We start from the raw sequence: 22,857 nt of genomic DNA, 5'->3' as shown, positions 1-22,857 counted from the left end.
GCGATCGGCGCCATTACCGTTGGTATATGAGCAACGTGGCTTCACCCGGGGACCTAGCGGATCTCCCTGATGGGGTTGGTGGCAGCGCCACCGCCGAATTCGCACCATTGGCACGCGCATTCGCGAAGGTCTTCGGGCACCGCCGGGGGGCGGGTGGCGCCTTGGCCGTGCATCTGCACGGCGAGCCATTGGTCGACATCTGGACCGGCAGCGCGGGGGATATGCCCTGGACCCAGGACACCGGGGCGATCGTCTTCTCCGCGACCAAGGGTGTCACCGCGACGGTCATCCACCGACTGGCCGATCGCGGTCTGCTCGACTACGAGGCCCCGGTGGCCGAATACTGGCCGGAGTTCGGCCAGAACGGCAAGGGCGACATCACCATTCGTCAGGTGATGACCCACAGTGCCGGACTCGGTGGTCTCAACCCGATCGCCGCCGGACTCGACGACGTGCTCGACCATCAGCTGATGGAGGAACGCCTCGCCGCGGCGAAACCCGATCACCTGCTCGGCACGCCGGCCTATCACGCGCTCACCTTCGGTTGGCTGCTCGCCGGACTGGCCCGCGCCGTCACCGGCCACGGGATGGGCGAGTTGTTCCGTACCGAGATCGCCGATCCGCTCGGCATCGACGGCATCCACCTCGGCAAACCGCCCGCCGACTCGTCGACGACCTATGCGCCGCTGGCGGGCACCCAGCTGAGTCTGATCGGAAAGCCCATCAGCGCAAAGGTATTGGGTCGCAGTTACGGTTTTCCGGGTGCGCTCGGCGCGGCCGCCCGGTGTCTGTTCCTGCCCGGACTGGAGACCATTCTGGAGGGTGAGCTGCCGCCGATCCTCGACACCGAACTCGGTGCGGGCAACGGTGTCTGCACCGCCCCCGCGCTGGCCACCATGTACGGCGTGCTGGCCAATGACGGTATGGCCGACGGTGTGCAGTATCTGTCACCGCGAACCATCAAGGCGCTGACCCGGATTCGGACCTTCCAACTCGACCGGGCGCTCTTCTACGCGCCGATGCTCTGGCATCTGGGCTACCACTCGCTGCCGATGCCCGGCGCGCACGGTGGCTTCGGTCATATCGGCCTAGGTGGCTCCTTCGGCTGGGCCGAGCCGCGCCTCGGACTCTCGGTGGGGTTCGTGCACAACCGACTCTCGGCGGGGCAGTTGAGTTTCGATATGGCCTCGGCCGCATGGCTGTTGCCGATGGTCATGGCGGGCCTGCGCACGACCCGGCGGGCCGCCGCACCAGTGGAGACGCCCGAGGCCGCGTAATTGTGAAAGAACCTGCCGCGCGGACGATGTCCGCGCGGCAGGTTCGTCGTCGGGGAGTGGGTTGGCGCTCAGGTGAGATAGCGGTAGGCCGGGGAACCCGGATCCAGACGTTCGCACTGGATCGGCGAATCCGCCATCCGCTCCAGCAGCGGGCCGAGTCCGTCCGGTACGCCGAGTTCGATACCGACCAGCGCCGCACCGGTTTCCCGGTTGTTGCGCTTGACGTACTCGAACAGGGTGATGTCGTCATCGGGACCGAGCACCTCGTTGAGGAAACGCCGCAATGCGCCCGGCTCCTGCGGAAAGTCCACCAGGAAATAGTGTTTCAGGCCGCGGTGCACCAGCGAACGCTCGATGATCTCGCCGTAGCGCGACACATCGTTATTGCCACCGGAGACCAGGCACACCACCGTGGATCCCGGTTCGACCGCGATAGCGGCCAGCGCCGCCACCGACAGCGCGCCCGCGGGTTCGGCGATGATGCCCTCGTTCTGGTACATGTCGAGCATGGTGGTGCAGATCGCGCCCTCGTCGACCTGCAACATCTGGAAAGCGCCAGCGCCCCTTTGTGATTCGGAGGCGGTCAGCAACGGCAGCGACCCGTGCGAGACAACGCGGCCGCCGAATCCGGAAATCGCCGCATAGGGCAACTGGCCGATCCGGCGCACCGCGGCGCCGTCGACGAACGGATCGATCTCCGGCAGCGTCACCGGGGCGCCCGCGACCAGCGCGGCGGTCATCGAGGCCGCGCCCGCCGGTTCGACGCCGAGGATGCCCGTACTCGGTGAGCGCTCCCGCAGATAGGTGCCGACGCCGGCCAGGCAGCCGCCGCCGCCCACCGGGACAACCACCAGATCGGGGGTCCGACCGCCGAGCTGCTCCAGGATCTCCGGGGCGATGGTGCCCTGTCCGGCCGCGGTGCGCGGATCGTCGAACGGCGGGACCATGGTGGCGCCGGTGCGCTCGACATCCTCGGCTGCGGCGGCCGCCGCAGCGTCATAGGTTTCCCCGACCGCGATCAGTTCGACGAATTCGCCGCCGTGCACCCGGATGCGGTCGCGCTTCTGCTTCGGTGTGGTGGTCGGTACGTAGATGCGGCCCTTGATGCCCATCGCATTGCAGGCGAAGGCCACGCCCTGGGCGTGGTTGCCGGCACTGGCCGCGACCACGCCCGCGGCCCGCTCGGACTCGGTGAGCTGCACGATCAGGTTGTAGGCGCCGCGCAGCTTGTAGGAACGCACGGCCGTGAGGTCCTCGCGCTTGAGGTAGACCTGCGCCCCGGTCAGTGCGGAAAGTCTGGGACTGTGCTGCAGCGGGGTCGGCTCGATAATGTCGGCAATTCGCTTGGCGGCGGCGTCGATCTCGTCCGCGTTCAGCACGGGACGCGAAGTGGACTGGTCGTCGAGGAGTTCGAGCGGATTGGACACCCGAAACATGCTGCCACCCGCCGCGTCGGCCGAACGCGGCGGGTGGGCCTCGGATGAGGGCAAACGACCGGTTTCCCGGTCGTCGGGGCCGGATCTACCGCGGTGTGAGGACGAAAACCGGGATCTCGCGGGTCGTCTTGGTCTGGTACTGCGCGTAATCGGGCCAGACCTCGGTCGCGCGCTCCCACCACAGCGCCTTCTCCTCGCCGACGACCTCGCGTGCGGTGTAGTCCTTGTTGACTTCGCCGTCGCGCAGTTCGACATGCGGCTCGGCCTTGATATTCCAGTACCAGACGGGATGCTTCGGCGCGCCGCCCAGCGAGGCGACGATCGCGTACTCGCCGTCGTGCTCGATCCGCATCAGCGCGGTCTTGCGCAGGAGACCGGTCTTGGCACCCTTGGTAGTCAGGACGATGACGGGCTTGCCCTGCAACGTCGTGCCCTCGGTGCCGCCGGAGTTCTCGATCTTTTCGGCCTGTTCGCGGGCCCAGTCGGATGTGCTCGGTGCGTACTCACCTGTCAATGGCATGACATCGGCAACACCGCGGCGTCCGCCAGTGTTCCCGGCGTAAATGTTAGGTAGCCCGAACTTCCTCATCCGTGTACCCTGACGCCATGGCAGTGGTTCACCCTTCGACCCGCCCCGCGGCGGTAGAAATCGCGGGCAGCGCGTGGCCGATGTACAAGCTGGAGGCGGTTGGCCTCGGGTTGGTCGTCTGCCTGGTGCTCGCGCTGATCACGGGGTCGCTGCAGATCGCTGTGCTGGCCGCCGCCGCGACCGCCGCCGGCCGCTGGGTACTCGCCCAGCTGGACGCCCGCCGCCAGTCGGACGCCCGCCGCCGAGCGTAGTCGAACGGCGGCTCGAAACGCCGCCGACCTCAACCACCATTTGACTAGGCTCGACGGGACTTTGGACCAGAGGGGCTGGGCTAGGCGATGTCCAGGGTGAGGTCGGGGAGTTCGGTGCGGGACAGGACGCCGAGTTTGGGGTAGGCCTTGTAGAGGTGGTGGCCTACGGTGCGGGGGCTGAGGATAAGTTGGGCCGCGATATCTCGGTTGGACATACCTTGTGCGGCGAGGCGGACGATTTGGAGTTCTTGCGGGGTCAGGCGGGCAAGAATGCCGGTACTCGGGCGGCTCGCGGTGCCGATGCCGAGTGCGGCGAGTTCGGTGCGGGCGCGGTCGGCCCAGGGAGCGGCGTCGAGACGGTCGAAGGTTTCCAGGGCGGGCTGAAGTTGGTTGCGCGCCTCGGTCTTTCGACGATTGCGTCGCAGCCATTCGCCGAAAAGTAGTTGGGTTCTCGCCTGTTCGAAGGGGCGGCCACCGTGCTGCAGGGCGGCATGAAAATGGCTCTCCACCTCGGCTTCCGGCGCGACCAGTGCCGTGCAGCGCTGGACGAGAGCGGCGATCCACTCTTGTTGTGAGCCCGAGGCCCAGATCTGTAGCCGATTCAGCGCGTCGCCCGCTCGTTCCGGGCTGCCGAGGCGCACCGCCGCCTCGATCAGGTCGGGCAGGGCGCGCAGACCGATCACGTGGTGGCGGGCGGGTTCTACGGTCAGTAGTTCCAGTCGCGAGAGTGCGCTGTCGACCTTGCCCTGGCCCAGATCGAGCACGCCGAGCGCGGCCAGCGTCCACGGTGCGCCGGGGGCAGCGGCGCCGCCGAGTTCTTCGGCGAGGGCGCGGTCGACGAACTCTCGACAGTCCTGGTCGCGACCTTCGAGGGCGGCCAGGTAGGCGAGGTAGCTCGACAGTTGGCTGATCCAGTGCCGCTGTCCGATGTCCTGGGCGATCCGCAGGCCCTCGGTCGCGGCGATGCGACCCTCGCGGGGGCGGCCGAGGAACAGTTCGGTCTCGGCGCGGAAGAACAGCAGGGTCGGCAGCAGGGCGATGCGCCCTTGGTCGCGGCATTCGGCGATGAGGGTCGTGGCCAGTTCCGCGGCCTGTTCGTCCTGGCCGACGACCATGCCGATGCCGCACATCTGCACCAGATCGCGCGGGCTGTCCGCGCCGTTGTGCCGGGCCGCGGCGGCCGCTTCGCGCAGGTCGACGGTGAATCTGCCGTCGATGCCAGCGACCGTGTAGCGGGCGATGGGTGCCATCGGCTCGGCTTCGGGCAGGGCCAGTGCGTTGATGTGCTCGGCGACCTCCGCCAATTCCGGGGCGCCGAGGTACCACGCCGTATGCACCGCCTGCATGAGAATGCGGGCGACGCGTGTCGGATCGTCGGCGCGTATCAGGTCGGCGCCCGCCAGCAGCAGCCGGTGTGCCGAGAGTGGTTTGCCCGCACCGAATTCCGCGGTGGCACGGACCAGATCGAGTCGGGCGCAGAGCAGCGGGTCGCTGGTCCGGTTGGCCGCGCGGTCGGCCAAGCGGCCGGCGCGGTCCAATTGCCCGGCCTCACCGGCGGTTTCGGCGGCCGAAACCAGTCGGCGGACGCGGGCGGCGGCGTCGGTGCTCAGGCCCGCCGCGCGCTCGTAGGCGGCGACGGCGCCGGAGTAGCCGCTGCGGCGGCGGGCCCGATCGGCGGTGTCCTCGAGGGCGGCGGCGGTGGTTTCGTCCGGTCCGGTTGCCGCCGAGGCCAGCTGCCAGGCGCGCAGGTCGGCGTTTTCGGGTTCGGTCAGTGTGGCGGCCAGGGCAGCGTGGACGGTGAGACGTTGGGTCAGTGGCGCCCCCTGGTAGACGGCCGAGCGCAACAGGGGATGGCGGAACCGCACGGTCAGTCCGTCGCTGCGGACGAGTCCGGCGTCGGCGGCGGGTTGCAGATCCGGCAGCTGTGCGCCCAGTCCGTCGGCGGCGCGCAGCACGGTGGTGAGATCGTCGGTGCCCGCGGCGGCGGCTACCAGCAGCAGTGTTCGTGTGGCGGTGGGGAGTCTGGTCACTTGGCCGTGGAAGGCGACCTGGAGTCGCTGCGTCAACGGCAGCGGGTTCGGCCCGCTCATCTGGCCCGATCCGGTTGCCTCGGCGGCCAATACGGCGGGCAGCTCTTGCAGGGCGAGTGGATTACCGCCCGCCTCGGCGAGCAGCCGGTACCGAATGGCGGGCGACAGCTCCGGACCGTGGCTGTCCACCAGTGCGGCCGCCGACTCCTGCGTCAAACCGGTCAGCACGAGTTCGGGCAGTCCGGGGGCGGGAAAATCTTGCTCGCCGGGCCGTGTCGCGAAGATGATCACCACCCCCTCGGCTTCGAGCCGCCGTGCCACGAAAAGCAGCGTCTCCGCCGTCGCCCGGTCCAGCCAGTGCGCGTCGTCGATCAGACACAGTAGCGGCCCTTCCTCCTCGGCCAGCAGGGATAACACCGCCAGCCCGATCAGCATCCGATCCGCCGGATCATGGTGTGCCAGCCCGAAGGCCCCGCGCAGTGCATCGCGCTGCGGCGCGGGCAGCCCGTCGACCAGCGCCATGCCCGGCTTGATCAGCAGATGCAGCCCCGCGAACGGTAACTCCGCCTCGCACTCGATGCCGGCACTGCGCACCGACGTGATCCCCTGCGCCGCCGCATAATCCAAGAGCGCCGTCTCCCGATCCCCGGCTCCCCACGCAGCACCAGCGCCCCACTGCGGCCTGCCCGCGCCTGTTCGAGAAGCCGATCGATCTCTGCTTGTTCGGCTTCTCTTCCATGGAGCATCTGCTCACCGTAGCCGTTGGCCACGGCGATGTTCGATCCGATGCGGGGCCGTGTCACAGCCCGTTTCCATAGCCGTGTGCTACTACAGTGCGGTTATGCCCTCGAAGTTGACGGAGATAGCGCTGGTGGGCGGCAGCGTCTTGATCGCCGCAATGTCGCGAATGGCACCCGCACCGGCCGAGGTCGTCTCGATGGCGCCGCATGAGAAGACCATCGCATCGCCGATCGGCGGCAACATCATGGTGGGTAGTAAGGACGAGACCATCAACCGGATCGCGCCGCTGAACCAGGTGGGAACTACCCGGGAGGCGCTGGTCACCACCACTGCCTACGGTCAGATCGATGCGGCGGCGGCAGCGGGCCGGCTGAAGGTTGGCTACCACGTCGGCTGTGCGGTGTCGATCGGTACGGGCACCCTCGGCGCGACACCCGACCTCATCATTCCTATACCCCTGCCCTGGAACAACCAGTCGACCACCACGCCAGAACTGCCGACAACCCTGCCGATCACGCCGACTCTGCCGATCACGCCGACCCTGCCTATCCCGCCGACCCTGCCGGTTGCGCCGAGTGTGCCGGTTGCGCCGAGTGTGCCGGTTGCGCCGAGTGTGCCGGTTGCGCCGAGTGTGCCGGTTGCGCCGAGTGTGCCGAGTGTGCCGGTCGCGCCGAACGTGTCGACTACGCCGATCGTGCCGATCACGCCGATCAAGCAGAACGCGCCGCCCACGCCGGTCGCGCCGCCCACGCCGGTCGCGCCGATCACGCCGGTCGCGCCGATCACGCCGATCACGCCGGTCGCGCCGGTCGCGCCGATCACGCCGGTCGCGCCGGTCGCGCCGGTCGCGCCGATCACGCCGGTCGCGCCGATCACGCCCAACAGGCCGAACGTGCCCAACTGGGCCAACTGGGATGGGAACGGGATCAGTGGGAACGAGATCAGCGGGAACGAGCTCAGCGGGAGCGAGATCGCCGACGGCGGGCTCGACGTCCCCATCTTGGTCAATCCCAACCCGGTGGTCACGTTGAACCTTCAGCCGGGTGAGATCGCGGAGGTTCCGCTGGCGGAGAAGGAGATGGTCCCCGGCAAGCTCATCCAGACGGTGGTCCGGGACTTCCACATCAAGGTCAATTCCTGCACCGGTCCGGTTACCCTGCGGCAATTCGCCTATGTCTATGCCGTCTCACCCGAGGTCGACGATTCGGGTGCGGTCTTCGGCGACCCCACCTGGTTGTAGCCGCACCGGGTACTCGCGCAGATCCCGTCCGGCGCCTGTCGTCCCATTGAAAGGCAACGTTTTCATTAACGTCCACGCTTGGGCCGCCGATGATTCGGGTAGTCGAGTACGCAGGTTTCGACGGTAATCGGGGCGGAGGATCTTTACCTATGAAACGACTGGTGGTCTGCTGCGACGGCACTTGGAAGGCCGAATCGAGCAGCACGGTATCGAATATCATCAAGATCGCGCAGACGATCCGGTACGAGGCGCCGGGACCGTCGGGAGAGCCGATCCAGCAGTGGGTCAGCTACGTTTCCGGGCCGGGCGCCCGCGGCTTCCTGGCCGACCGCCTGATGGGCGGCGCGTTCGGACTCGGACTCGAGGCGAATCTGTCCTCGGCGTACTGGCATCTGGCATTGAACTGGCAGCCGGGCGATGAGATCTACATCTTCGGTTTCAGCCGTGGCGCGTTCACCGCACGTAGCCTGGCCGGTCTGATCGGCCGCATCGGGATCATGACGCCGAATGCCATGATCGAGGGAAAGTACCCGCAGGCCTTGCGGATTCACCATCAGCCAGCGCCGATGCGGACGCCGGAGAACCCGGATCCGAAGGACCCACAGGAGTGGATCGACTTCCGCAAGGAGAACTGCTGGGACGCGCCCGCCAAGATCGACTTCATCGGTGTCTTCGACACCGTCGGCGCGCTCGGCGTGCCCGGACTGACCTCGCTGCGGCACCGATTCCACGATGTGAAGCTGGGACGCAATGTCTACTGTGCGCGCCAGGCCTTGGCTCTCGACGAGCGGCGCCGCAACTTCGAACCGTGCCTCTGGGAGGTGCCGATCGAACCGGATGTGAAGTACTCCCACGACTACGACCGCGTGAAACAGGTGTGGTTCGAGGGCGTGCACAGCGATATCGGCGGCGGCTACGAACAATGCGGGCTCTCCGATATCACGCTGCGCTGGATGGTGGCCGAGGCGGAGGCCGTCGGGCTCGCCTTCGATCGGGAGCGACTGGAGGGGCTCGCCGAACGCTGCCGGGCCGAGGACAACCATATGGAGTTGCACGGTTCGCTGAGCATCGGATACCGAATCCTCAACGTGGTGCGCACCGTTCGCCAGCCGAGGAACCCGCGCTTCTACTGGGATTCCTGGCGGCGGCTGTACACCGACGGGGACCGGGGCGTTCGCCTGTCCTCCACCGTGCACGACGCCACCGACTACCGGCCCGCGAATCTGCGGCGCTGGCTGCACGACCTCGACGGGCTGGTGCCCGAGACGCTGATCGAGAAGACCGGCACGGTCACCGCGGTCGCGTCGGAGGAGCCCTCAGCGCACCAGTAGCGCGACCGGCAATCGGGCGAAGAGCTTCTCCAATCGCGCCCGGCCCTGGAAGGTGTGGCCGGTCAGCCGGTCGGTCCAGCTGCCCTGCGGCAGCTCCAATGTGGTATCGCCCCACCCGGTTTCGGCCAGACCGAGGCTGTGCCGGGTGGCCGCGACGATCACCTCGGATGTCTCACCGACCCGGCCGCGCGCGTAGCCGACCAGCCTGCTCTCCTGTTCGCCGGTGGCGAACAGCGGCAGATAGGTGCCGCCGACGAAGCAGTCCGGACGTTCGCGGCGCAGCCACAGCGCATAGGCGACGATCCACATCTTCGCCGCGCCGGTGGTGTCCAATGCCGGTGTGCCGGTGAGCGATTGCAGCAGTCCGGCGCGGGCCGCGAAGTCGACCGGACGCCGGTTGTCCGGATCGACGAGCGAGTCCTCCCACAGCTCGCAGCCCTGATAGATATCGGGAATCCCGGGCCCGCACAGTTGCAGCAACTTCTGCGACAGCGAATCCGACCAGGCATGCGGCGCGAGTTCGTGTACCAGATCGCCGATTTCGGAGCCGACGGGTCCGTCGATCACCGCGTCCAGCCAGCCGTGGACCTTCGACTCGAACTCGGAATCCGGTTCCTCCCAGGAAGTATGGACTCCGGCCTCGCGGATCGCCTTCTCCGCGAACAGATGCAGTCGCTCGCGCAGCCCGGCCACCGACGAGGCGGGACGGCCGTCGGCGGGCCAGATCCCGAACATGTTCTGCAATAAGAACAGTGTCGTCGCGCCGTCGGGGCCCGGGGTGATGTCCTGCCAGGATTCCACGGCACGCGCCCAGGTCTCCGCGGCCTGGGACAGCACGCCGATCCGGGCTCGCACATCCTCGCCGCGCTTGGTGTCGTGGGTGGACAGGGTGGTCATAGTGGCGGGCCAGCGCTGTGCGCGTTCGCTATTGGAGAGGTGGAATTCGTTGAGCGAGTGACCGAATCGCGCCGGATTGCCGCCGACCTCCTGCAGCGACACCAATCGCGCCGCCTGATAGAACATGGTGTCCTCGACGGCCTTGGCGGTGATCGCGCCGCAGACCTGGCTGAACCGCGCGGCCGCCTCGCCGTCGGTGGCCAGCGCGGCCACCAGCACACTCAGCGGCACCGTGAGTTCGCTGTTGCGCTTCTCCACCTCGGCGACCACCGCGCCGGTCATACCCGCCAGCGGCGCGTAGTCCACCCGGTATACCGGCATGAAGGCCAGCACCTCGATGGTGGCGTTGGTCAATGCCATGGTGTCGAAGCTCTCGGCGTGCGCGTCGCGCTTGATGGCCGCAACCAGCCGACGGATCTCCGGGGCCAGAATGTTCTCCGCCACCGCGCGTTTGATCCGATGTTCGGTTTCGCCGATCCAGGCGCGATCGCTGCCGTGCCCGGCGAGTTTGCGTGACAGTTCGGTCAGCGCCTGTTCGCCATCCGGGTGGATCAGCACGCCGCCGTAGTCGGACAGCGCGTCGTATCCGGTGGTGCCGTCGACCGGCAGGGTGGCGTCCAGTGGTTCGCGGTTGGCGAGGATCTTTTCGATAAGTAGTAGCCGATGAGGGCCGATGAGCCGACGCAGCTTCGCCAGATACGCCGCGGGATAGGACAATCCGTCCGGATGGTCGATCCGGACGCCGTCGATCAGGTCGTGTTCACACCAGGCGGCCAGTTCCCGATGGGTGATCTCGAAGACCTCGGGATCCTCCTGACGGATCGCGGCCAGGCTGCTGACCGCGAAGAATCGTCGATAGGTACACAGTCCGGCCTTCCAGCTGACCAGCCGGTAGTGCTGTTTATCGTGGATCCGCAGCGCGTTGTCGCCGTCGGTGCCCGCCGCGATGGGGAAGCGCAGATCGTGCAGTGCCAGCATCGGTTCCGAACCGGATCGGTCGACCGTCAGCGCGGCCGGATCGTTTTCGCTCTGCAGCACCGGGAGCGCAAGCCGCCCGCCCGCGCCGTTGCCCGCGCTCCAATCGATATCGAAGAAGTGCGCGAACTTCGATTCGCGGCCATTGCGCAGCACATCCCACCACCACGGGTTCTGTCGGGGATCGGCGACGCCGACATGGTTGGGCACCAGGTCGACGATCAAACCCATACCGCGGCTGCGCACTTCGTCCGAGAGCGCCTTGAGTCCGGCCGGGCCGCCGAGGGCCGCCGAGACCGTGGTGGGGTCGGTGACGTCGTAGCCGTGGGTCGATCCGGCCGTCGCGGTGAGGATCGGCGACAGGTACAGATGCGAAATCCCCAACTGCTGTAGGTATTCCGCGATCGCGCGGGCGTCGATGAAGGTCAACGCGTCGGGGCGCAGCTGGAGTCGGTAGGTGCTGCGGATCGTGGTCTGCCGGGCCGGGGTGCGGCCGCGGGAGATGGGATCGGTGTGGTGGGTGTGCGTCTCGATCTTGGGGGTCTCGGTCATCGGCGTTTCGGTTATGCGGGGCAGTGGAGGACGAGCAGACAACGGGCGGGGACGGCGATGACGCTCGCCGCCGGATAGGTGGCCTCGGTTCGGCCGTCGGGCACCGAACAGTCCAGTGCGACAGACCATTCGGCACCGTAATCGGGTCCGGGGAGAGCGAAGTCGAGGCCGGTGTCGTGCGCGTTGAAGCACAGCAGGAACGAGTCGTCGGTAATGCGCTCGCCGCGCGGGCCCGGCTCGTTGATGCCGAGGCCGTTGAGATACACCGTCAACGATTTGCCGAATCCGCTGTCCCAGTCCGCGGGCGTCATCTCCTCACCCGCGGGCGTGAGCCAGGCGATATCGCGGGCGTGGTCTTTGGCGCGGATCGGCCTGCCCGCCAGGAAGCGGCGGCGCCGGAAGATCGGGTGCCGGGTTCGCAGCGCGATGACCCGCTTGGTGAATTCGAGCAGGTCCGAATTCGTCTGCATCAGCGACCAATCCATCCAGGCCAGCGGCGAATCCTGGCAGTAGACATTGTTATTGCCCTGCTGCGTGCGGCCTATCTCGTCGCCGTGCGCGAGCATCGGAGTGCCTTGACTGAGCACCAGCGTGGCGAGCAGATTGCGACTCTGCCCAGTGCGCAAAGCGAGAATCTCCGGATCGTCGGTAGGTCCCTCCACACCACAGTTCCACGAGCGGTTGTAGCTCTCGCCGTCGCGATTGCCCTCGCCATTGGCCTCGTTGTGTTTGTCGTTGTAGGACACCAGATCCCGCAGCGTGAAGCCGTCGTGCGCGGTGATGAAATTGATGCTGGCGCTCGGGCGACGACCGGTGGCCTCGTACAGATCCGAGGATCCGGTGAGCCGGGAGGCGAATTCGCCGAGGGTGGCCGGCTCGCCGCGCCAGTAGTCGCGAACGGTGTCGCGGTACTTGCCGTTCCATTCGGTCCATTGGCCGGGGAAATTGCCGACCTGGTAGCCACCCTCGCCGACGTCCCACGGCTCCGCTATCAGCTTCACTTGGCTGACCACCGGATCCTGTTGCACCAGATCGAAGAATGTCGACAGGCGGTCCACATCGTGCAGTTCCCTGGCCAGGGTGGCGGCCAGGTCGAAACGGAAGCCGTCGACGTGCATATCCAGGATCCAATAGCGCAGCGAGTCCATGATCAGCTGCAGCGTATGCGGGTGGCGCACGTTGAGGCTGTTGCCGGTGCCGGTGTAATCCATGTAGCGCGACGGGTCGTCGTCGACGAGGCGGTAGTAGGCGGCGTTGTCGATACCGCGGAAGGCCAGGGTCGGCCCGAGGTGATTGCCCTCGCCGGTGTGGTTGTAGACGACGTCGAGGATCACCTCGATGCCCTCCGCGTGCAGTGCGCGCACCATGGCCTTGAATTCGGTGACCGCCGCGCCGCCGCGCGGGCTGGCGGCGTATTCGTTGTGCGGGGCGAGATAGCCGAAGCTGTTGTAGCCCCAGTAGTTTCGCAGTCCCTGATCCAAAAGGACACGGTCGTGCAGGAATTGGTGCACCGGCATCAGCTCGATCGCGGTAATGCCGAGGCCCTTCAGATGCTCCACGATCGCCGGATGCGCGATACCCGCGTAGGTGCCGCGCAGTTCCTCCGGAATATCCGGATGCGTCATCGTCATGCCCTTGACGTGCGCCTCGTAGATGACCGTCTCGTGGTAGGGGCGATTCGGCGGGCGGTCGGCCCCCCAGTCGAAGAACGGGTTGATCACCACACCGGTCATGGTGTGCCCCAGCGAATCCTGACCGTAGGTGTAGAGCGAGGAGTCGTTGTCGAAATCGCCGTCGAAGGCTTTGCCATAGGGATCGAGTAGCAATTTGCTTGGATCGCAGCGCAATCCGTGCTCGGGATCGTAGGTCCCGTGTACCCGGAAGCCGTAGCGCTGGCCCGGGCCGATGGTCGGCAGATAGGCATGCCAGACGTAGGTGTCGACCTCTTCCAGCGGCACTCTGGTTTCGGTGCCGTCCCTGGCGATAAGGCACAGTTCGACCGCGTCGGCAACCTCGGAGAACACCGAGAAATTGGTTCCGGCGCCGTCGTAGGTCGCGCCCAAGGGGTAGGCGGTGCCGGGCCATACACCGAGGGGTGTCGCCTCACCGGTCGCTGCATCGGGCTGAACCATGTCAACGACACTAGCGTCAGCCGGACTGCACTCCGTGTGGGTGGTTGCGGCCGGGCGAGTCAGTGCTGGTCGTGGCCGGTAGCCAAGTAGCGCCGACGGTAGCCGATCCGGGTGGCCAGACGCGCGAGACCGCCGAGGATCACGCGTTGCGGCCAGACCGGGATGCCCGCCAGATAGCCGTCCTGGTAATCCCACAGCAATGCCACGGCCAACGGGTTGCGCGGCATTCGGGAACGAACCGTGGTCTTACCCGCAGCGTCCAATCCGTGCCACAGCTGGAACATCTCCCAGTGCCGTAGCGGTGGGCGGATCTCGTGATCGAACACCGTATCGGGTGCCTCGCTCCAGAACTCGTGTACGACGCGCGGCGGCGCGGTGAGCGAGTCACCCGGGCCGACAACGGTTTCCGTGCCGTCGATCTTGAAGCGGAGTCGACCGCGGCGCAGGGTCCACGATTCGCTGAGTTCGGGATGCCAGTGCGGGCCCGCCTGCCGGTCCGCTTCGGGCAGTTGATGTTCCAGGCGCAGGTAGGGGCCGCGTTCGTCTTCGCCGCGCTCGACGAAGGTGACGCGGTGTCCGTTGCGGAAGGTAAGTGTGTCTCCCATGGATCAAGATATAAAGGTAACCTTCATAACGTGTCAATAGTTGATCCGCACGCCACATTGTTGAAGCTGCTCGGTCAGGCGACGCATGCCTTCGAACGGGAGCTGAATCGGGAATTACAGGCCGCGTTGCGCGACGATCTACGCCCGGCGCACTATGCGGTGTTCCGGTATCTGGCCCCGGAAGGCTCGCGGATCAGCGCAATGGCGCAGGAGGCTGGCATGACTCAGCAGTCGATGGGGGAGTTGGTGGCGCATATGGAGCGGTGCGGATATGTAGAACGGAAGGTCGATCCGAGCGATCGGCGGGCGCGGCTGGTGGTGGTGACTCGCGAGGGGCAGGCGGCGCTCGGTGTGGCGGCGGAGCGGATCACGCGGATCGAGCGGACGCTCATGGCGAGTCTGGGGGAGCGCGGGTTGGATGAGCTGCGGGAGTCGCTGGGGCGGGTACGCGAGGCGCTGTCCGAGGAGGGCTGAGTTGCGCTGAGCCGCAGGCGGAATCGCGGACTGCTGGTCGGCGACGGATCGCCCGGTCGGGCAGCGGTCGCCGATGCCGACCTTGCGCTGGGATGGTCGAGCGATCACTCCCGCGTCGGCAACGTCAGTCGCCAGGTCTGGCCGACCAGATCGTGGCCGAAGCTGTGATGCGGATTCGACTCCACCAGTTCGAAACCCGCGCGTTGATAGATGTGTCGCGCCGAGGTGAGGACGTCATTGGTCCACAGCACCATCTCGCGGTAGCCCACTTCGGTGGCGAATCGCAGACAGTGGTCGACCAGTGTCGAGCCGACCCCGAGTCCGCGGGCGGTCGGCTCCACCAGCAGCAGCCGCAGCCGGGCCGTGGTCTCGTTCTCCGCAACGCAGAACACGCAGCCCACCGGTTCGCCATCGTATTCGGCAATCCAGGCGCGCTCACGGTGCGCGTCGTGCTCGTCCAGATAGTCGGCGACGATGCGGGCCACGAGCGCTTCGTAGCCGGCGTCCCACCCGTATTCGGCCGCATAGAGCGCGGCATTGCGCTGGATCACCCACCCGTAGTCGCCCGGTTGCGGTGCGCGGATCACCAACTCGCCCGGTTCTCGACCGTCGAGAATGCGCTGGATGGTGCGCATAGAGGTGATCAGCCTGGTGCGCTCGGCCGGTGAGTGCGCGTTGAGGAGATGGCCGACCTCGCTGCTGGACCTCTGGTTGAGTACCGCGAAAATCTCCTGGCCGCGCGCGGTCAGCCGGACCTCCTGGCGTCGCCCATCGCTTTCGGAACGGTTGCGCTGGACCAGTCCGTCCTTCTCGAAGCGGGTCAGAATGCGGCTCAGGTATCCGGGATCGAGGTCGAGCGTGCGTCGCAGCGTGACGACCTCGGTGGAGCCGGAGTTGGCCAGTTCGAACATGATTCGCGCTTCGGTGAGTGAGTATTCGCTGTCGAGTAGGCCCTCCCGCAGCACGCCGATGACCCGGGTGTAGCGGCGGTTGAATTCACGGACGGCGTCGATATCGGCGGCGGCAATGGTGGTCACGGCGGCTCCCCAATCTTTGACTGAGTCAAAGGATACGCCGGAATATTCGGGTCGGTGCGGAATCCGCCGATGCGGGGATCGTGCGTGCGCAGCTCGAGTGGTAACTTGAACACCGTTCAAGCGTGCCTCGGGGAGGCCGAGGCCGTCGCGCGACCGCAAGGATTGCTGTGGAACTGAGTTCACCCACCCCGCCGGCTCCGCCGGCTGCCGTCCCCTCGAGTTCACCCACCCCGCCGGCTCCGCCGGCTGCCGTCCCCCTGGCCCCTGACGAGATCACCGCCATCGATGCCGAGCATGTCTGGCATCCCTACGGCGGCTTCCCTGCGACGACCGAACCGCTGGTGGTTTCCAGTGCTTCCGGAACTCGGCTCACACTGGCCGATGGACGGGAATTGGTCGACGGGATGAGCTCTTGGTGGGCCGCCATCCACGGCTATCGGCACCCCGTGCTGGACGCCGCGCTGGTGGCACAGTCGCAGCGGATGAGCCACGTGATGTTCGGCGGGCTCACCCACGAACCGGCGGCCCGGCTGACCCAACTACTCGTCGAGCTGACGCCCGCGGGTCTGGACAAGGTGTTCCTGTGCGACTCCGGGTCGGTATCGGTCGAGGTCGCGGTGAAGATGTGCCTCCAGTACTGGCGCGCGGTCGGGCGGCCGGACAAGCGGCGGCTGCTCACCTGGCGCGGCGGGTACCACGGCGACACCTTCACGCCGATGAGTGTGTGCGATCCGCAGGGCGGCATGCATTCGCTGTGGACCGACGTGCTCGCCGAGCAGATCTTCGCCCCGGCACCGCCACGCGAGTACTCGACGCAGTACGTGGCCGAATTCGAGCGGCTGCTCGCCGCGCATGCCGATGAACTCGCGGCCGTGATCGTGGAACCGGTCGTGCAGGGCGCTGGCGGTATGCGCTGGCATGATCCGCGGTATCTGACCGATCTGCGCCGCCTCTGCGACGACTACGGGGTGCTGCTGGTCTTCGATGAGATCGCGACCGGATTCGGCCGCACCGGAACGCTTTTCGCGGCCGACCAGGTCGGGGTGAGCCCGGATGTGATGTGTGTCGGCAAGGCGCTCACCGGCGGCTATCTGACCTTGGCTGCCGCACTGTGTTCCGCGCGGATCGCCGAAACCATCAGTGCCGGACATGGCGGGCTGATGCACGGACCCACCTTCATGGGCAATCCGCTGGCGTGCGCAGTCGCGGTGGCATCGATCGAATTACTGCTGCAACGGGATTGGCGCGCCGAGGTGGCCCGTATCGAGTCGGAGTTGAAAACCGGTCTGGCCCCGGCTCTTTCGCTGCCCGGTGTGCTGGATGTGCGGGTGCTGGGCGCGATCGCGGTGGTCCAACTCGACCATCCGGTGGATATGCGCAAGGCCACCCATGCCGCCGTCGAGGCCGGAGTTTGGCTGCGCCCGTTCCGCGATCTGATCTACGCGATGCCACCGTTCATCAGCACCACCGAGGACGTCGAACGCATCGCCGCCGCGATGGTCGCCGCCGCGCAGGCCTGAGTGTCTGCGGCGCTGGCCGGTGCTGCGCCGGGTTTCGGCGATGTCGGTGTCGGAGACGGCCTGTCGGACGCGGAAAACGCAGTGGTAGTCGTCGGCCCGTCCGCTGGCGATCGGGAGGTAGGTATCGCCGTCGCGGAGCAGGATGCGGCGGCCGGGGACCATTGCCCACCGTGGTGTCCGGCCCTGCCCCCGCTGGCGGAAATGCCGCGTCACCGTTGGGGCGGCGGCGACCTTCGACGAAGGTCCCACGATACCGGCAGCCGCCCCTGGACAGGCGGCCTGAACGGTGTTCAAGTATGCTGCGGAGCTGTGACTACCGATCCATTGGGATGGCTGGATGAACGTGCCGCCGAGCGCGTGAGCGCTGGGTTGCGCCGTGAACTACGGCCCCGCGCGCCGCAGTCGCCGTCGATCGATCTGGCCTCCAACGATTACCTCGGGCTGGTGCGCCACCCCGAGGTGGTCGAGGGCGCGATCGACGCCGTGCGACGCTGGGGTGCCGGGTCGACCGGATCCCGGCTCGTCACCGGTACTACCGCCGAACACGAACAGCTCGAGAGCGAACTCGCCGAATTCGTCGGCGCCGAAGCCGGTTTGGTCTTCGCCTCCGGCTACGCGGCCAATCTCGGTGTGGTGACCGCGCTCGCCGGGCGTGGTGCGCTGATCGTCTCCGATGCGGGCAGCCATGCCTCGCTGGTGGATGCCTGCCGACTCTCGCGGTCACGGGTGGCGATTGCCACGCATCGCGATGTCGAGGTGGTCGAGCGACTGCTCGGTGAGCGCACCGAGGAGCGGGCGCTGGTACTCACCGATTCGGTGTTCAGTGCCGACGGTGATCTGGCTCCGCTGGCCGAATTGCACCGGGTCACCCGAGCCAACGGCGCGGTATTGATCGTGGATGAGGCGCACGGGCTCGGTGTGCGCGGTGTGGGCGGCCGCGGGCTGGTGCACGAGGTCGGCCTGGCCGGGGAGCCGGATCTGGTGATCACCGCGACCCTGTCGAAAGCCCTTGCCGCGCAAGGCGGTGTGGTACTGGCCAGTGCACGGGTGCGGGCGCATTTGATCGATGCGGCGCGCACATTCATCTTCGACACCGGGCTCGCACCCGCCGCGGTCGGCGCGGCCAGGGCGGCGCTGCGGCTGTTGCGCCGAGAGCCCGAGATGGCGGGCCGGGTATTGGCGCGTGCCGCCGAGATCGCGCGCATTGCCGGTGTGGCGGAACCGGATTCGGCGGTTGTCTCGGTCGTGCTCGGGGAGGCGCAGGTCGCGTTCGACGCCGCGCAAGCGTGTCGCGAGCGCGGGCTGGAGGTCGGGTGCTTCCGTCCGCCGTCGGTGCCAGAAGGTACGTCGCGGTTGCGGCTCACCACGCGTGCGAACTTGACTCCCGCCGAACTCGACACCATCGCAACGGTGCTCACCGAGGTACTGGCGCGAGCGCGTGGGCTGGAGGTGGTCGGCGCATGAGCGTGCGTAGCGAGCGAACGATGGATGCAGCCGTGCACTCGCTTGTGTCGGAGTTGAGCGTTAGCGAGGTGCAGGCATGAGTGAGCGTAGGGAGCGAACGATGGATGCAGCCGTGCACTCGCTTGTGTCGGAGTTGGGCGTTAGCGAGGTGCAGGTATGAGCGTGCTGTTCGTGACCGGGACGTCGACGGAGGTCGGCAAGACCGTGGTGACCGCCGCTCTTGCCGCGACCGCCCTTGCCGCTGGACGGACCGTGGCCGTGTGCAAACCGGCCCAAACTGGCGTCGGCCCAGGTGAACCCGGCGATCTCGCGGAAATCGAACGCTTGACCGGGGTCACCCGAACGGTCGAGCTGGCTCGCTATCCCGACCCGCTGGCACCGGATACCGCGGCGCACCGTTGCGGACAGCCGCAGCTGACATTGCGTGAAACCGCCGCCGCCATCGACTCTCTTGCCGATGCCGATCTGACGTTGGTGGAAGGCGCTGGCGGATTGCTGGTCCGTTTGGGTGACTTCACGCTGCTCGACCTGGCGCAGAAGCTCGATGCTCCCGTGCTGGTCGTCGCCGCGGCCGGACTCGGCACGCTCAACCACAGCGAATTGACCACGCGTGCACTGTCCGGCGCCGGAGTCCGCTGTGCGGGTCTGGTGATCGGATCCTGGTCCGCCGAACCGGATCTGGCCGCCGAATGCAATCGCACGGATTTGCCTCGGCTTACCGGCGTCGGCGTGGTCGGTTCGGTACCCGCGGGTGCGGGCGGCTGGGATCGCGATCGCTTCATCGCAGCCGCTCCCGGTTGGTTCACTCCCGGTTGGTCCCCGCTCAGCTGGTAGTTCGCCGCGGGGACTGCGCGGCTCGACCGCTGTCTCGCCGGTTGCGTCGACGGGTAGGTGTTGCTGCGTGGTGAGCGGCACGGGCTGATCGGCGCGTGGCGGGTGTAGTGCGGCCGATGGGACGGATCAGGTCGGGGCGGCTCGACTATCGTGGGGCGGTGGCTTCCACCCGGATCGGCTGGCATGTGAACGCGGCGCGGGCAACCGTCTATCGGCTGCTGCTCGATGCGGACGCGGTCGCGATGTGGCAGGTGCCGACCGGCATGACCAGCCAGGTGCACGAATTCGACCCGCGCGAGGGCGGGGTCTTCCGGATTTCGCTCACCTACGACGAGCCGACCGATACCGGGAAGACCACCGCGCAGACCGATATCTTTCACGGCCGGTTCGTGCGGCTGGTTCCCGATGAGCAGGTGGTCGAGGTCGTCGAATTCGAGACCGACGATCCGGCGGTGACCGGCGAGATGACCATCACCATCGACCTCGCCGACGCCGACGGCGGCACCCGGATCAGTGCCGTGCACGACGGACTGCCCGACGGGGTTCCGCTCGACCAGAACGAACTCGGCTGGAGCATCTCGCTGGGCAAACTCGCCGCACTCGCGGAGACCGGCGAGCTGCCCTGATCACGCGTTGAGCCCTCGCATCACATCGTCGGCGCGCGGCTCAATGATGCAGGCGGGCACCGGTTCCGGCGTTCGAGTCGGATTGCGGATCTGCTCGGCAGCGTCGATATTCCGTGGCCCGCTGGTCCACATCGCACAGGGGAGATCGAGGAACCGGCCCTCGGTGACGGCACGCAGCTGATTGATGCCCGGCTCGGCGCTCAGAAGTTCGACCTTCTGGGTAGAGGTGTGCGGTGTTGCTCGCCAAGGGGCCGAAGATCTCGGTCCCTGATGCGACGATCATCGACCTGCGGCTGCGGTACAACTTCCGCCGCCATCCGACACCCGGGCGGCAGCAGTCGCTATCGCGGGCATTCGGCTGCGCGCGTGTGGTGTTCAACGATGCTCTCGTTGCACGAAAGTGCGCATACAAGTACGGGAAGTACGTCACGGATGTGGAGTTGTCGCAGGCGCTCACCCGAGAGGGAGCCGCAAGGTTTCAGTAGGGATCGCTGGCATTTAGGCCGGGAGGATGCCAAAGTGGGGTAGATGTCGCCGTTGGACGATCGGCACCCGTCCACCGTCTCGGACTGGGATGACGCGCGACGTAGGGCCCGGCTCCGGGAGACTCGTCTCGGGCACGGCTGGCAGACGTTGCGCCGCACCAGGCAGGCGCTGCTGCGGGTCGCTGTGGTATTGCTCGCTGGGCTGATCGTATTCGCCCAGTACTGGCAGCATGACGTGACCCCGGAACGTGATCGGCTCGCCCGCACCGAACCCGCGGTGCTACCGATTGCTACGCCCGCGCACGAGCGCGACTGGGACACCGTCGTCGTCGATATGGTCGGTCTCGGCGGTCTGAACGCCAGCAATACCGCGGCCGCGCTGCCCGCGCTCAGCGAGATGGGTGTGGTCTGGGCGATCAAATACGACAATCAAGGCATCGATACCAAGGTGATCGCCGAGCTCATCATCCGCGCCGCGCAGATGTCGGGCCTGAAGAACATCGTGCTGGTCGGGCACAGTATGGGCGGGGTTATCGCGCTCGAGGTCGCCCGGCATATCCACACCGGCAGCGACCGGCGGCTGGTGGGAGTGCTGCTGGATTGCACACCGGTCGATCTGAACGCGGTGCGGCCGGAGAGCCGCGGCGCGGGCGAGGATATGGTGCGCTGGATGGGCTGGCTCCCCGGGGCGCGGGAAAGCCGGACACTGCGGCTGGCCGTCGAAACCTACGCGCGCCGAGACCGATTCGTCGAGCGCGGGCGCACCGGATTGCCCGGCATCCGGCTCGAGCCGTTACGGGATGTGGTCGAGGAAGTGTTGCGGGAGAAGGTCTTTTCCCGCGATGTGGCCAGCAACGGTCTGATCGAGACGCAGTTCCTGGCGATCGTGGCGGGCGGTGCGATCAACGACCTGCGCGCGCTGTCCCGTCCCGTCGACGGCAAACCACGTCCGGCCATCGTGTTCATTCGCCCGCGTGATCCGGATAGCGACCGGGTGGTCGATGTCGAATATTCCCATCAGGTGCTCATCGAGCGGGTCGGCGGCGTCGACGGCACGTTGCTGGTCGTTATGCCGCGAAATACCGGGCACGCCAATCCGATGCAGCGGCCCGAGGCCTACAACCAGATCATCGATCAGCAGATCCTGCCGTTCATCCAGCGCTATCAGGATCAGGTGCGCGCGTCGGTTTCCGCGGCGGCGCCGCGCTGAGTTGGAATCAGGCTAAGACAAACCGTATGCGTGCCGGTTTCGTCTTGATTCAATTCCGGCATGTTCCGACCACGTACGTTCCTGACCGGCCTGCACGGCCGCACTACCGCCGCTTTGCTCGCTGTGGCAACCGTTGCGAGCCTGGGTTTGACCGGCTGCGCGAGCGACGATAAGCCGGTCGGTAATGTCGACGCCCCGCTGGCCACCGAAATCCCCGCGGGCACCGAGCTGGTACTTGCCGATCAGCAAGAGCGGTTCAAATCGGTGCTCCAGTTCTCCGGCGAACTCGACAAGTTGCCGTTCAAGGTGAAGTTCGCCAATTTCGTTGGTGGACCGGCCATCCTCGAGGCATTCCGGGCGGGCGCCGCGGATGTCGCGACGGTCGGCGATGTTCCGCCGATCCACGCGCTGGCGGCCGGGCAGGATGTGCCGATCATTGCGGCCTACCAATCCAGCCCCAGCTCTCTGAAACTGGCGGTGGCACCGGGTAAGACGGTCACCACGCTGGCCGATCTGAAGGGTAAGAAGATCGCCTACGCGGAAGGTACGGCCCAACAGGCCGCAGTGCTGCGTGCCATCGCCAAGGCCGGGCTGAAACCCGGTGATGTGCAGCTGGTTCGGTTGCAGCTCGCGGAGTTCCTGGATGCGGTGCGCACCGGCCAGGTCGATATCGCGCCGCTGATCGAACCGAACGTAACCCGGCTGCTGCGCACCCCGGGTGCATCGCTGATCCCGGATTCGGAGACCACCGGCATCTACGGCGGCCTCGCCTACCTGTACGCGCGGCGCACCGTGGTAACGGATCCGGCCAAGGCGGCCGCGACACGGGCGCTGGTAGCCGCCTATATTCGCGCCTACCAGTGGGTCAATACGCACCAAGAGGAGTGGGCCCGCAAGTATTACGTCGAGAACCAGAAGGTCAGCGCCGATGATGCCAAGCGCATCGTCGATTCGCTCGGCATCTACACCTTCCCACACCTGGATCAGCAGCTCGTCGATCGTCAGCAGGGCACCATCGACGTGATCGACAACGCGGGTGAACTGCCCAAGAAGGTGCGCGCCGCACACGGTTTCGATCTGCGCTTCGACGCCGTCATCACCCAGGCCGTCACCGAGAGCGGCGCGGCATTCGAGCAGAAGGCGAAGTAGCA

The 22,857-nt window shown here is 67.0% G+C and carries 19 protein-coding genes; 12 read left to right on the top strand and 7 right to left on the bottom strand.

Translation table 11 applies throughout. The features are described 5' to 3' along the window. The first annotated feature begins 26 nt into the window (after positions 1-26). On the top strand, positions 27-1,277 hold the full coding sequence (locus ACQP1G_RS32205) for a serine hydrolase domain-containing protein (RefSeq protein WP_433193400.1): 1,251 nt from the start codon (positions 27-29) through the stop codon (positions 1,275-1,277). 68 nt (positions 1,278-1,345) lie between these two features. On the opposite strand, the gene ilvA is transcribed toward ACQP1G_RS32205, so the two are convergent. Together ilvA and ACQP1G_RS32195 are read right to left on the bottom strand one after the other, a co-directional pair. Next, on the bottom strand, positions 1,346-2,704 hold the full coding sequence (gene ilvA, locus ACQP1G_RS32200; protein ID WP_433193399.1) for a threonine ammonia-lyase IlvA: 1,359 nt from the start codon (positions 2,702-2,704) through the stop codon (positions 1,346-1,348). A gap of 94 nt (positions 2,705-2,798) precedes the next feature. Beyond that, positions 2,799-3,233, bottom strand: coding sequence for a nitroreductase family deazaflavin-dependent oxidoreductase (locus ACQP1G_RS32195; protein ID WP_433193398.1), 435 nt, complete (start codon positions 3,231-3,233; stop codon positions 2,799-2,801). Positions 3,234-3,319: 86 nt separating this feature from the next. Between ACQP1G_RS32195 and ACQP1G_RS32190 the strand changes: the two genes are divergently transcribed. After that, the gene (locus ACQP1G_RS32190) at positions 3,320-3,553 is read left to right on the top strand and encodes a hypothetical protein (RefSeq protein WP_433193397.1); all 234 of its coding nucleotides are present in this window, start codon (positions 3,320-3,322) and stop codon (positions 3,551-3,553) included. Between the two features lie 80 nt (positions 3,554-3,633). On the opposite strand, the gene ACQP1G_RS32185 is transcribed toward ACQP1G_RS32190, so the two are convergent. Beyond that, the gene (locus tag ACQP1G_RS32185) at positions 3,634-6,177 is read right to left on the bottom strand and encodes a helix-turn-helix transcriptional regulator (protein WP_433193396.1); all 2,544 of its coding nucleotides are present in this window, start codon (positions 6,175-6,177) and stop codon (positions 3,634-3,636) included. A gap of 247 nt (positions 6,178-6,424) precedes the next feature. On the opposite strand from ACQP1G_RS32185, the gene ACQP1G_RS32180 reads away from it, so the two are divergent. Together ACQP1G_RS32180 and ACQP1G_RS32175 are read left to right on the top strand one after the other, a co-directional pair. Further along, positions 6,425-7,564, top strand: coding sequence for an MspA family porin (locus ACQP1G_RS32180; protein ID WP_433193395.1), 1,140 nt, complete (start codon positions 6,425-6,427; stop codon positions 7,562-7,564). A gap of 149 nt (positions 7,565-7,713) precedes the next feature. Beyond that, entirely contained in the window at positions 7,714-8,895 is a 1,182-nt protein-coding gene (locus ACQP1G_RS32175) for a DUF2235 domain-containing protein (RefSeq protein ID WP_433193394.1), read from the top strand. Here the strand turns inward: ACQP1G_RS32175 and treY are convergent. The 3 genes from treY to ACQP1G_RS32160 are packed head-to-tail and all read right to left on the bottom strand — an operon-like array spanning position 8,881 to position 14,056. Continuing rightward, positions 8,881-11,319 (bottom strand): malto-oligosyltrehalose synthase, encoded by a 2,439-nt coding sequence (gene treY, locus ACQP1G_RS32170; protein ID WP_433193393.1) that lies wholly within the window; start codon positions 11,317-11,319, stop codon positions 8,881-8,883. The two genes, ACQP1G_RS32175 and treY, sit on opposite strands and share 15 nt — an antisense overlap. 11 nt (positions 11,320-11,330) lie before the next feature. Beyond that, positions 11,331-13,451, bottom strand: coding sequence for a glycogen debranching protein GlgX (gene glgX, locus ACQP1G_RS32165; RefSeq protein WP_433193391.1), 2,121 nt, complete (start codon positions 13,449-13,451; stop codon positions 11,331-11,333). Positions 13,452-13,510: 59 nt separating this feature from the next. Further along, entirely contained in the window at positions 13,511-14,056 is a 546-nt protein-coding gene (locus ACQP1G_RS32160; RefSeq protein WP_433193389.1) for a cupin domain-containing protein, read from the bottom strand. A 30-nt stretch (positions 14,057-14,086) separates the two neighbouring features. Here ACQP1G_RS32160 and ACQP1G_RS32155 point away from each other — a divergent pair, with 30 nt between their 5' ends. Beyond that, positions 14,087-14,530 carry a MarR family winged helix-turn-helix transcriptional regulator gene (locus ACQP1G_RS32155; RefSeq protein ID WP_433193387.1) on the top strand — a complete coding sequence of 148 codons (444 nt, stop codon included), beginning with the start codon at positions 14,087-14,089 and terminating at the stop codon, positions 14,528-14,530. A 104-nt stretch (positions 14,531-14,634) separates the two neighbouring features. Here ACQP1G_RS32155 and ACQP1G_RS32150 read toward each other — a convergent pair whose 3' ends face one another. Then, on the bottom strand, positions 14,635-15,567 hold the full coding sequence (locus ACQP1G_RS32150) for a bifunctional helix-turn-helix transcriptional regulator/GNAT family N-acetyltransferase (protein WP_433193385.1): 933 nt from the start codon (positions 15,565-15,567) through the stop codon (positions 14,635-14,637). A gap of 257 nt (positions 15,568-15,824) precedes the next feature. Here ACQP1G_RS32150 and ACQP1G_RS32145 point away from each other — a divergent pair, with 257 nt between their 5' ends. From ACQP1G_RS32145 to ACQP1G_RS32115, 7 genes are all read left to right on the top strand, one after another. Next, entirely contained in the window at positions 15,825-17,087 is a 1,263-nt protein-coding gene (locus ACQP1G_RS32145) for an adenosylmethionine--8-amino-7-oxononanoate transaminase (RefSeq protein ID WP_433209000.1), read from the top strand. Between the two features lie 309 nt (positions 17,088-17,396). Beyond that, the gene (locus ACQP1G_RS32140; protein WP_433193384.1) at positions 17,397-18,551 is read left to right on the top strand and encodes an 8-amino-7-oxononanoate synthase; all 1,155 of its coding nucleotides are present in this window, start codon (positions 17,397-17,399) and stop codon (positions 18,549-18,551) included. Between the two features lie 156 nt (positions 18,552-18,707). After that, positions 18,708-19,385, top strand: a complete 678-nt coding sequence (gene bioD / locus ACQP1G_RS32135; RefSeq protein ID WP_433193383.1) for a dethiobiotin synthase — start codon at positions 18,708-18,710, stop codon at positions 19,383-19,385. Positions 19,386-19,543: 158 nt separating this feature from the next. After that, positions 19,544-20,011 carry an SRPBCC domain-containing protein gene (locus ACQP1G_RS32130; protein ID WP_433193381.1) on the top strand — a complete coding sequence of 156 codons (468 nt, stop codon included), beginning with the start codon at positions 19,544-19,546 and terminating at the stop codon, positions 20,009-20,011. A gap of 233 nt (positions 20,012-20,244) precedes the next feature. Next, entirely contained in the window at positions 20,245-20,496 is a 252-nt protein-coding gene (locus ACQP1G_RS32125) for a helix-turn-helix domain-containing protein (RefSeq protein ID WP_433193380.1), read from the top strand. Positions 20,497-20,539: 43 nt separating this feature from the next. Then, complete coding sequence (locus ACQP1G_RS32120) at positions 20,540-21,706, top strand: alpha/beta fold hydrolase (RefSeq protein ID WP_433193379.1); 1,167 nt, start codon at positions 20,540-20,542, stop codon at positions 21,704-21,706. A 60-nt stretch (positions 21,707-21,766) separates the two neighbouring features. Beyond that, entirely contained in the window at positions 21,767-22,855 is a 1,089-nt protein-coding gene (locus ACQP1G_RS32115) for an ABC transporter substrate-binding protein (RefSeq protein ID WP_433193378.1), read from the top strand. Positions 22,856-22,857 lie beyond the last annotated feature (2 nt).

Origin of the sequence: Nocardia sp. CA-107356 (assembly GCF_050946365.1) — a bacterium.
Taxonomy (GTDB): Bacteria; Actinomycetota; Actinomycetes; order Mycobacteriales; family Mycobacteriaceae; genus Nocardia.
This window is presented reverse-complemented; position numbering and strand designations above follow the sequence as displayed.

Coding starts and splice junctions, on each gene's coding strand:
- ACQP1G_RS32175 (WP_433193394.1), top strand. CDS start 7,714: ATGAAACGACTGGTGGTCTGCTGCGACGGCACTTGGAAGGCCGAATCG.
- glgX (WP_433193391.1), bottom strand. CDS start 13,451: ATGGTTCAGCCCGATGCAGCGACCGGTGAGGCGACACCCCTCGGTGTA.
- ACQP1G_RS32180 (WP_433193395.1), top strand. CDS start 6,425: ATGCCCTCGAAGTTGACGGAGATAGCGCTGGTGGGCGGCAGCGTCTTG.
- treY (WP_433193393.1), bottom strand. CDS start 11,319: ATGACCGAGACCCCCAAGATCGAGACGCACACCCACCACACCGATCCC.
- ACQP1G_RS32195 (WP_433193398.1), bottom strand. CDS start 3,233: ATGCCATTGACAGGTGAGTACGCACCGAGCACATCCGACTGGGCCCGC.
- ACQP1G_RS32205 (WP_433193400.1), top strand. CDS start 27: ATGAGCAACGTGGCTTCACCCGGGGACCTAGCGGATCTCCCTGATGGG.
- ACQP1G_RS32120 (WP_433193379.1), top strand. CDS start 20,540: ATGTCGCCGTTGGACGATCGGCACCCGTCCACCGTCTCGGACTGGGAT.
- ACQP1G_RS32160 (WP_433193389.1), bottom strand. CDS start 14,056: ATGGGAGACACACTTACCTTCCGCAACGGACACCGCGTCACCTTCGTC.
- bioD (WP_433193383.1), top strand. CDS start 18,708: ATGAGCGTGCTGTTCGTGACCGGGACGTCGACGGAGGTCGGCAAGACC.
- ACQP1G_RS32190 (WP_433193397.1), top strand. CDS start 3,320: ATGGCAGTGGTTCACCCTTCGACCCGCCCCGCGGCGGTAGAAATCGCG.
- ACQP1G_RS32115 (WP_433193378.1), top strand. CDS start 21,767: ATGTTCCGACCACGTACGTTCCTGACCGGCCTGCACGGCCGCACTACC.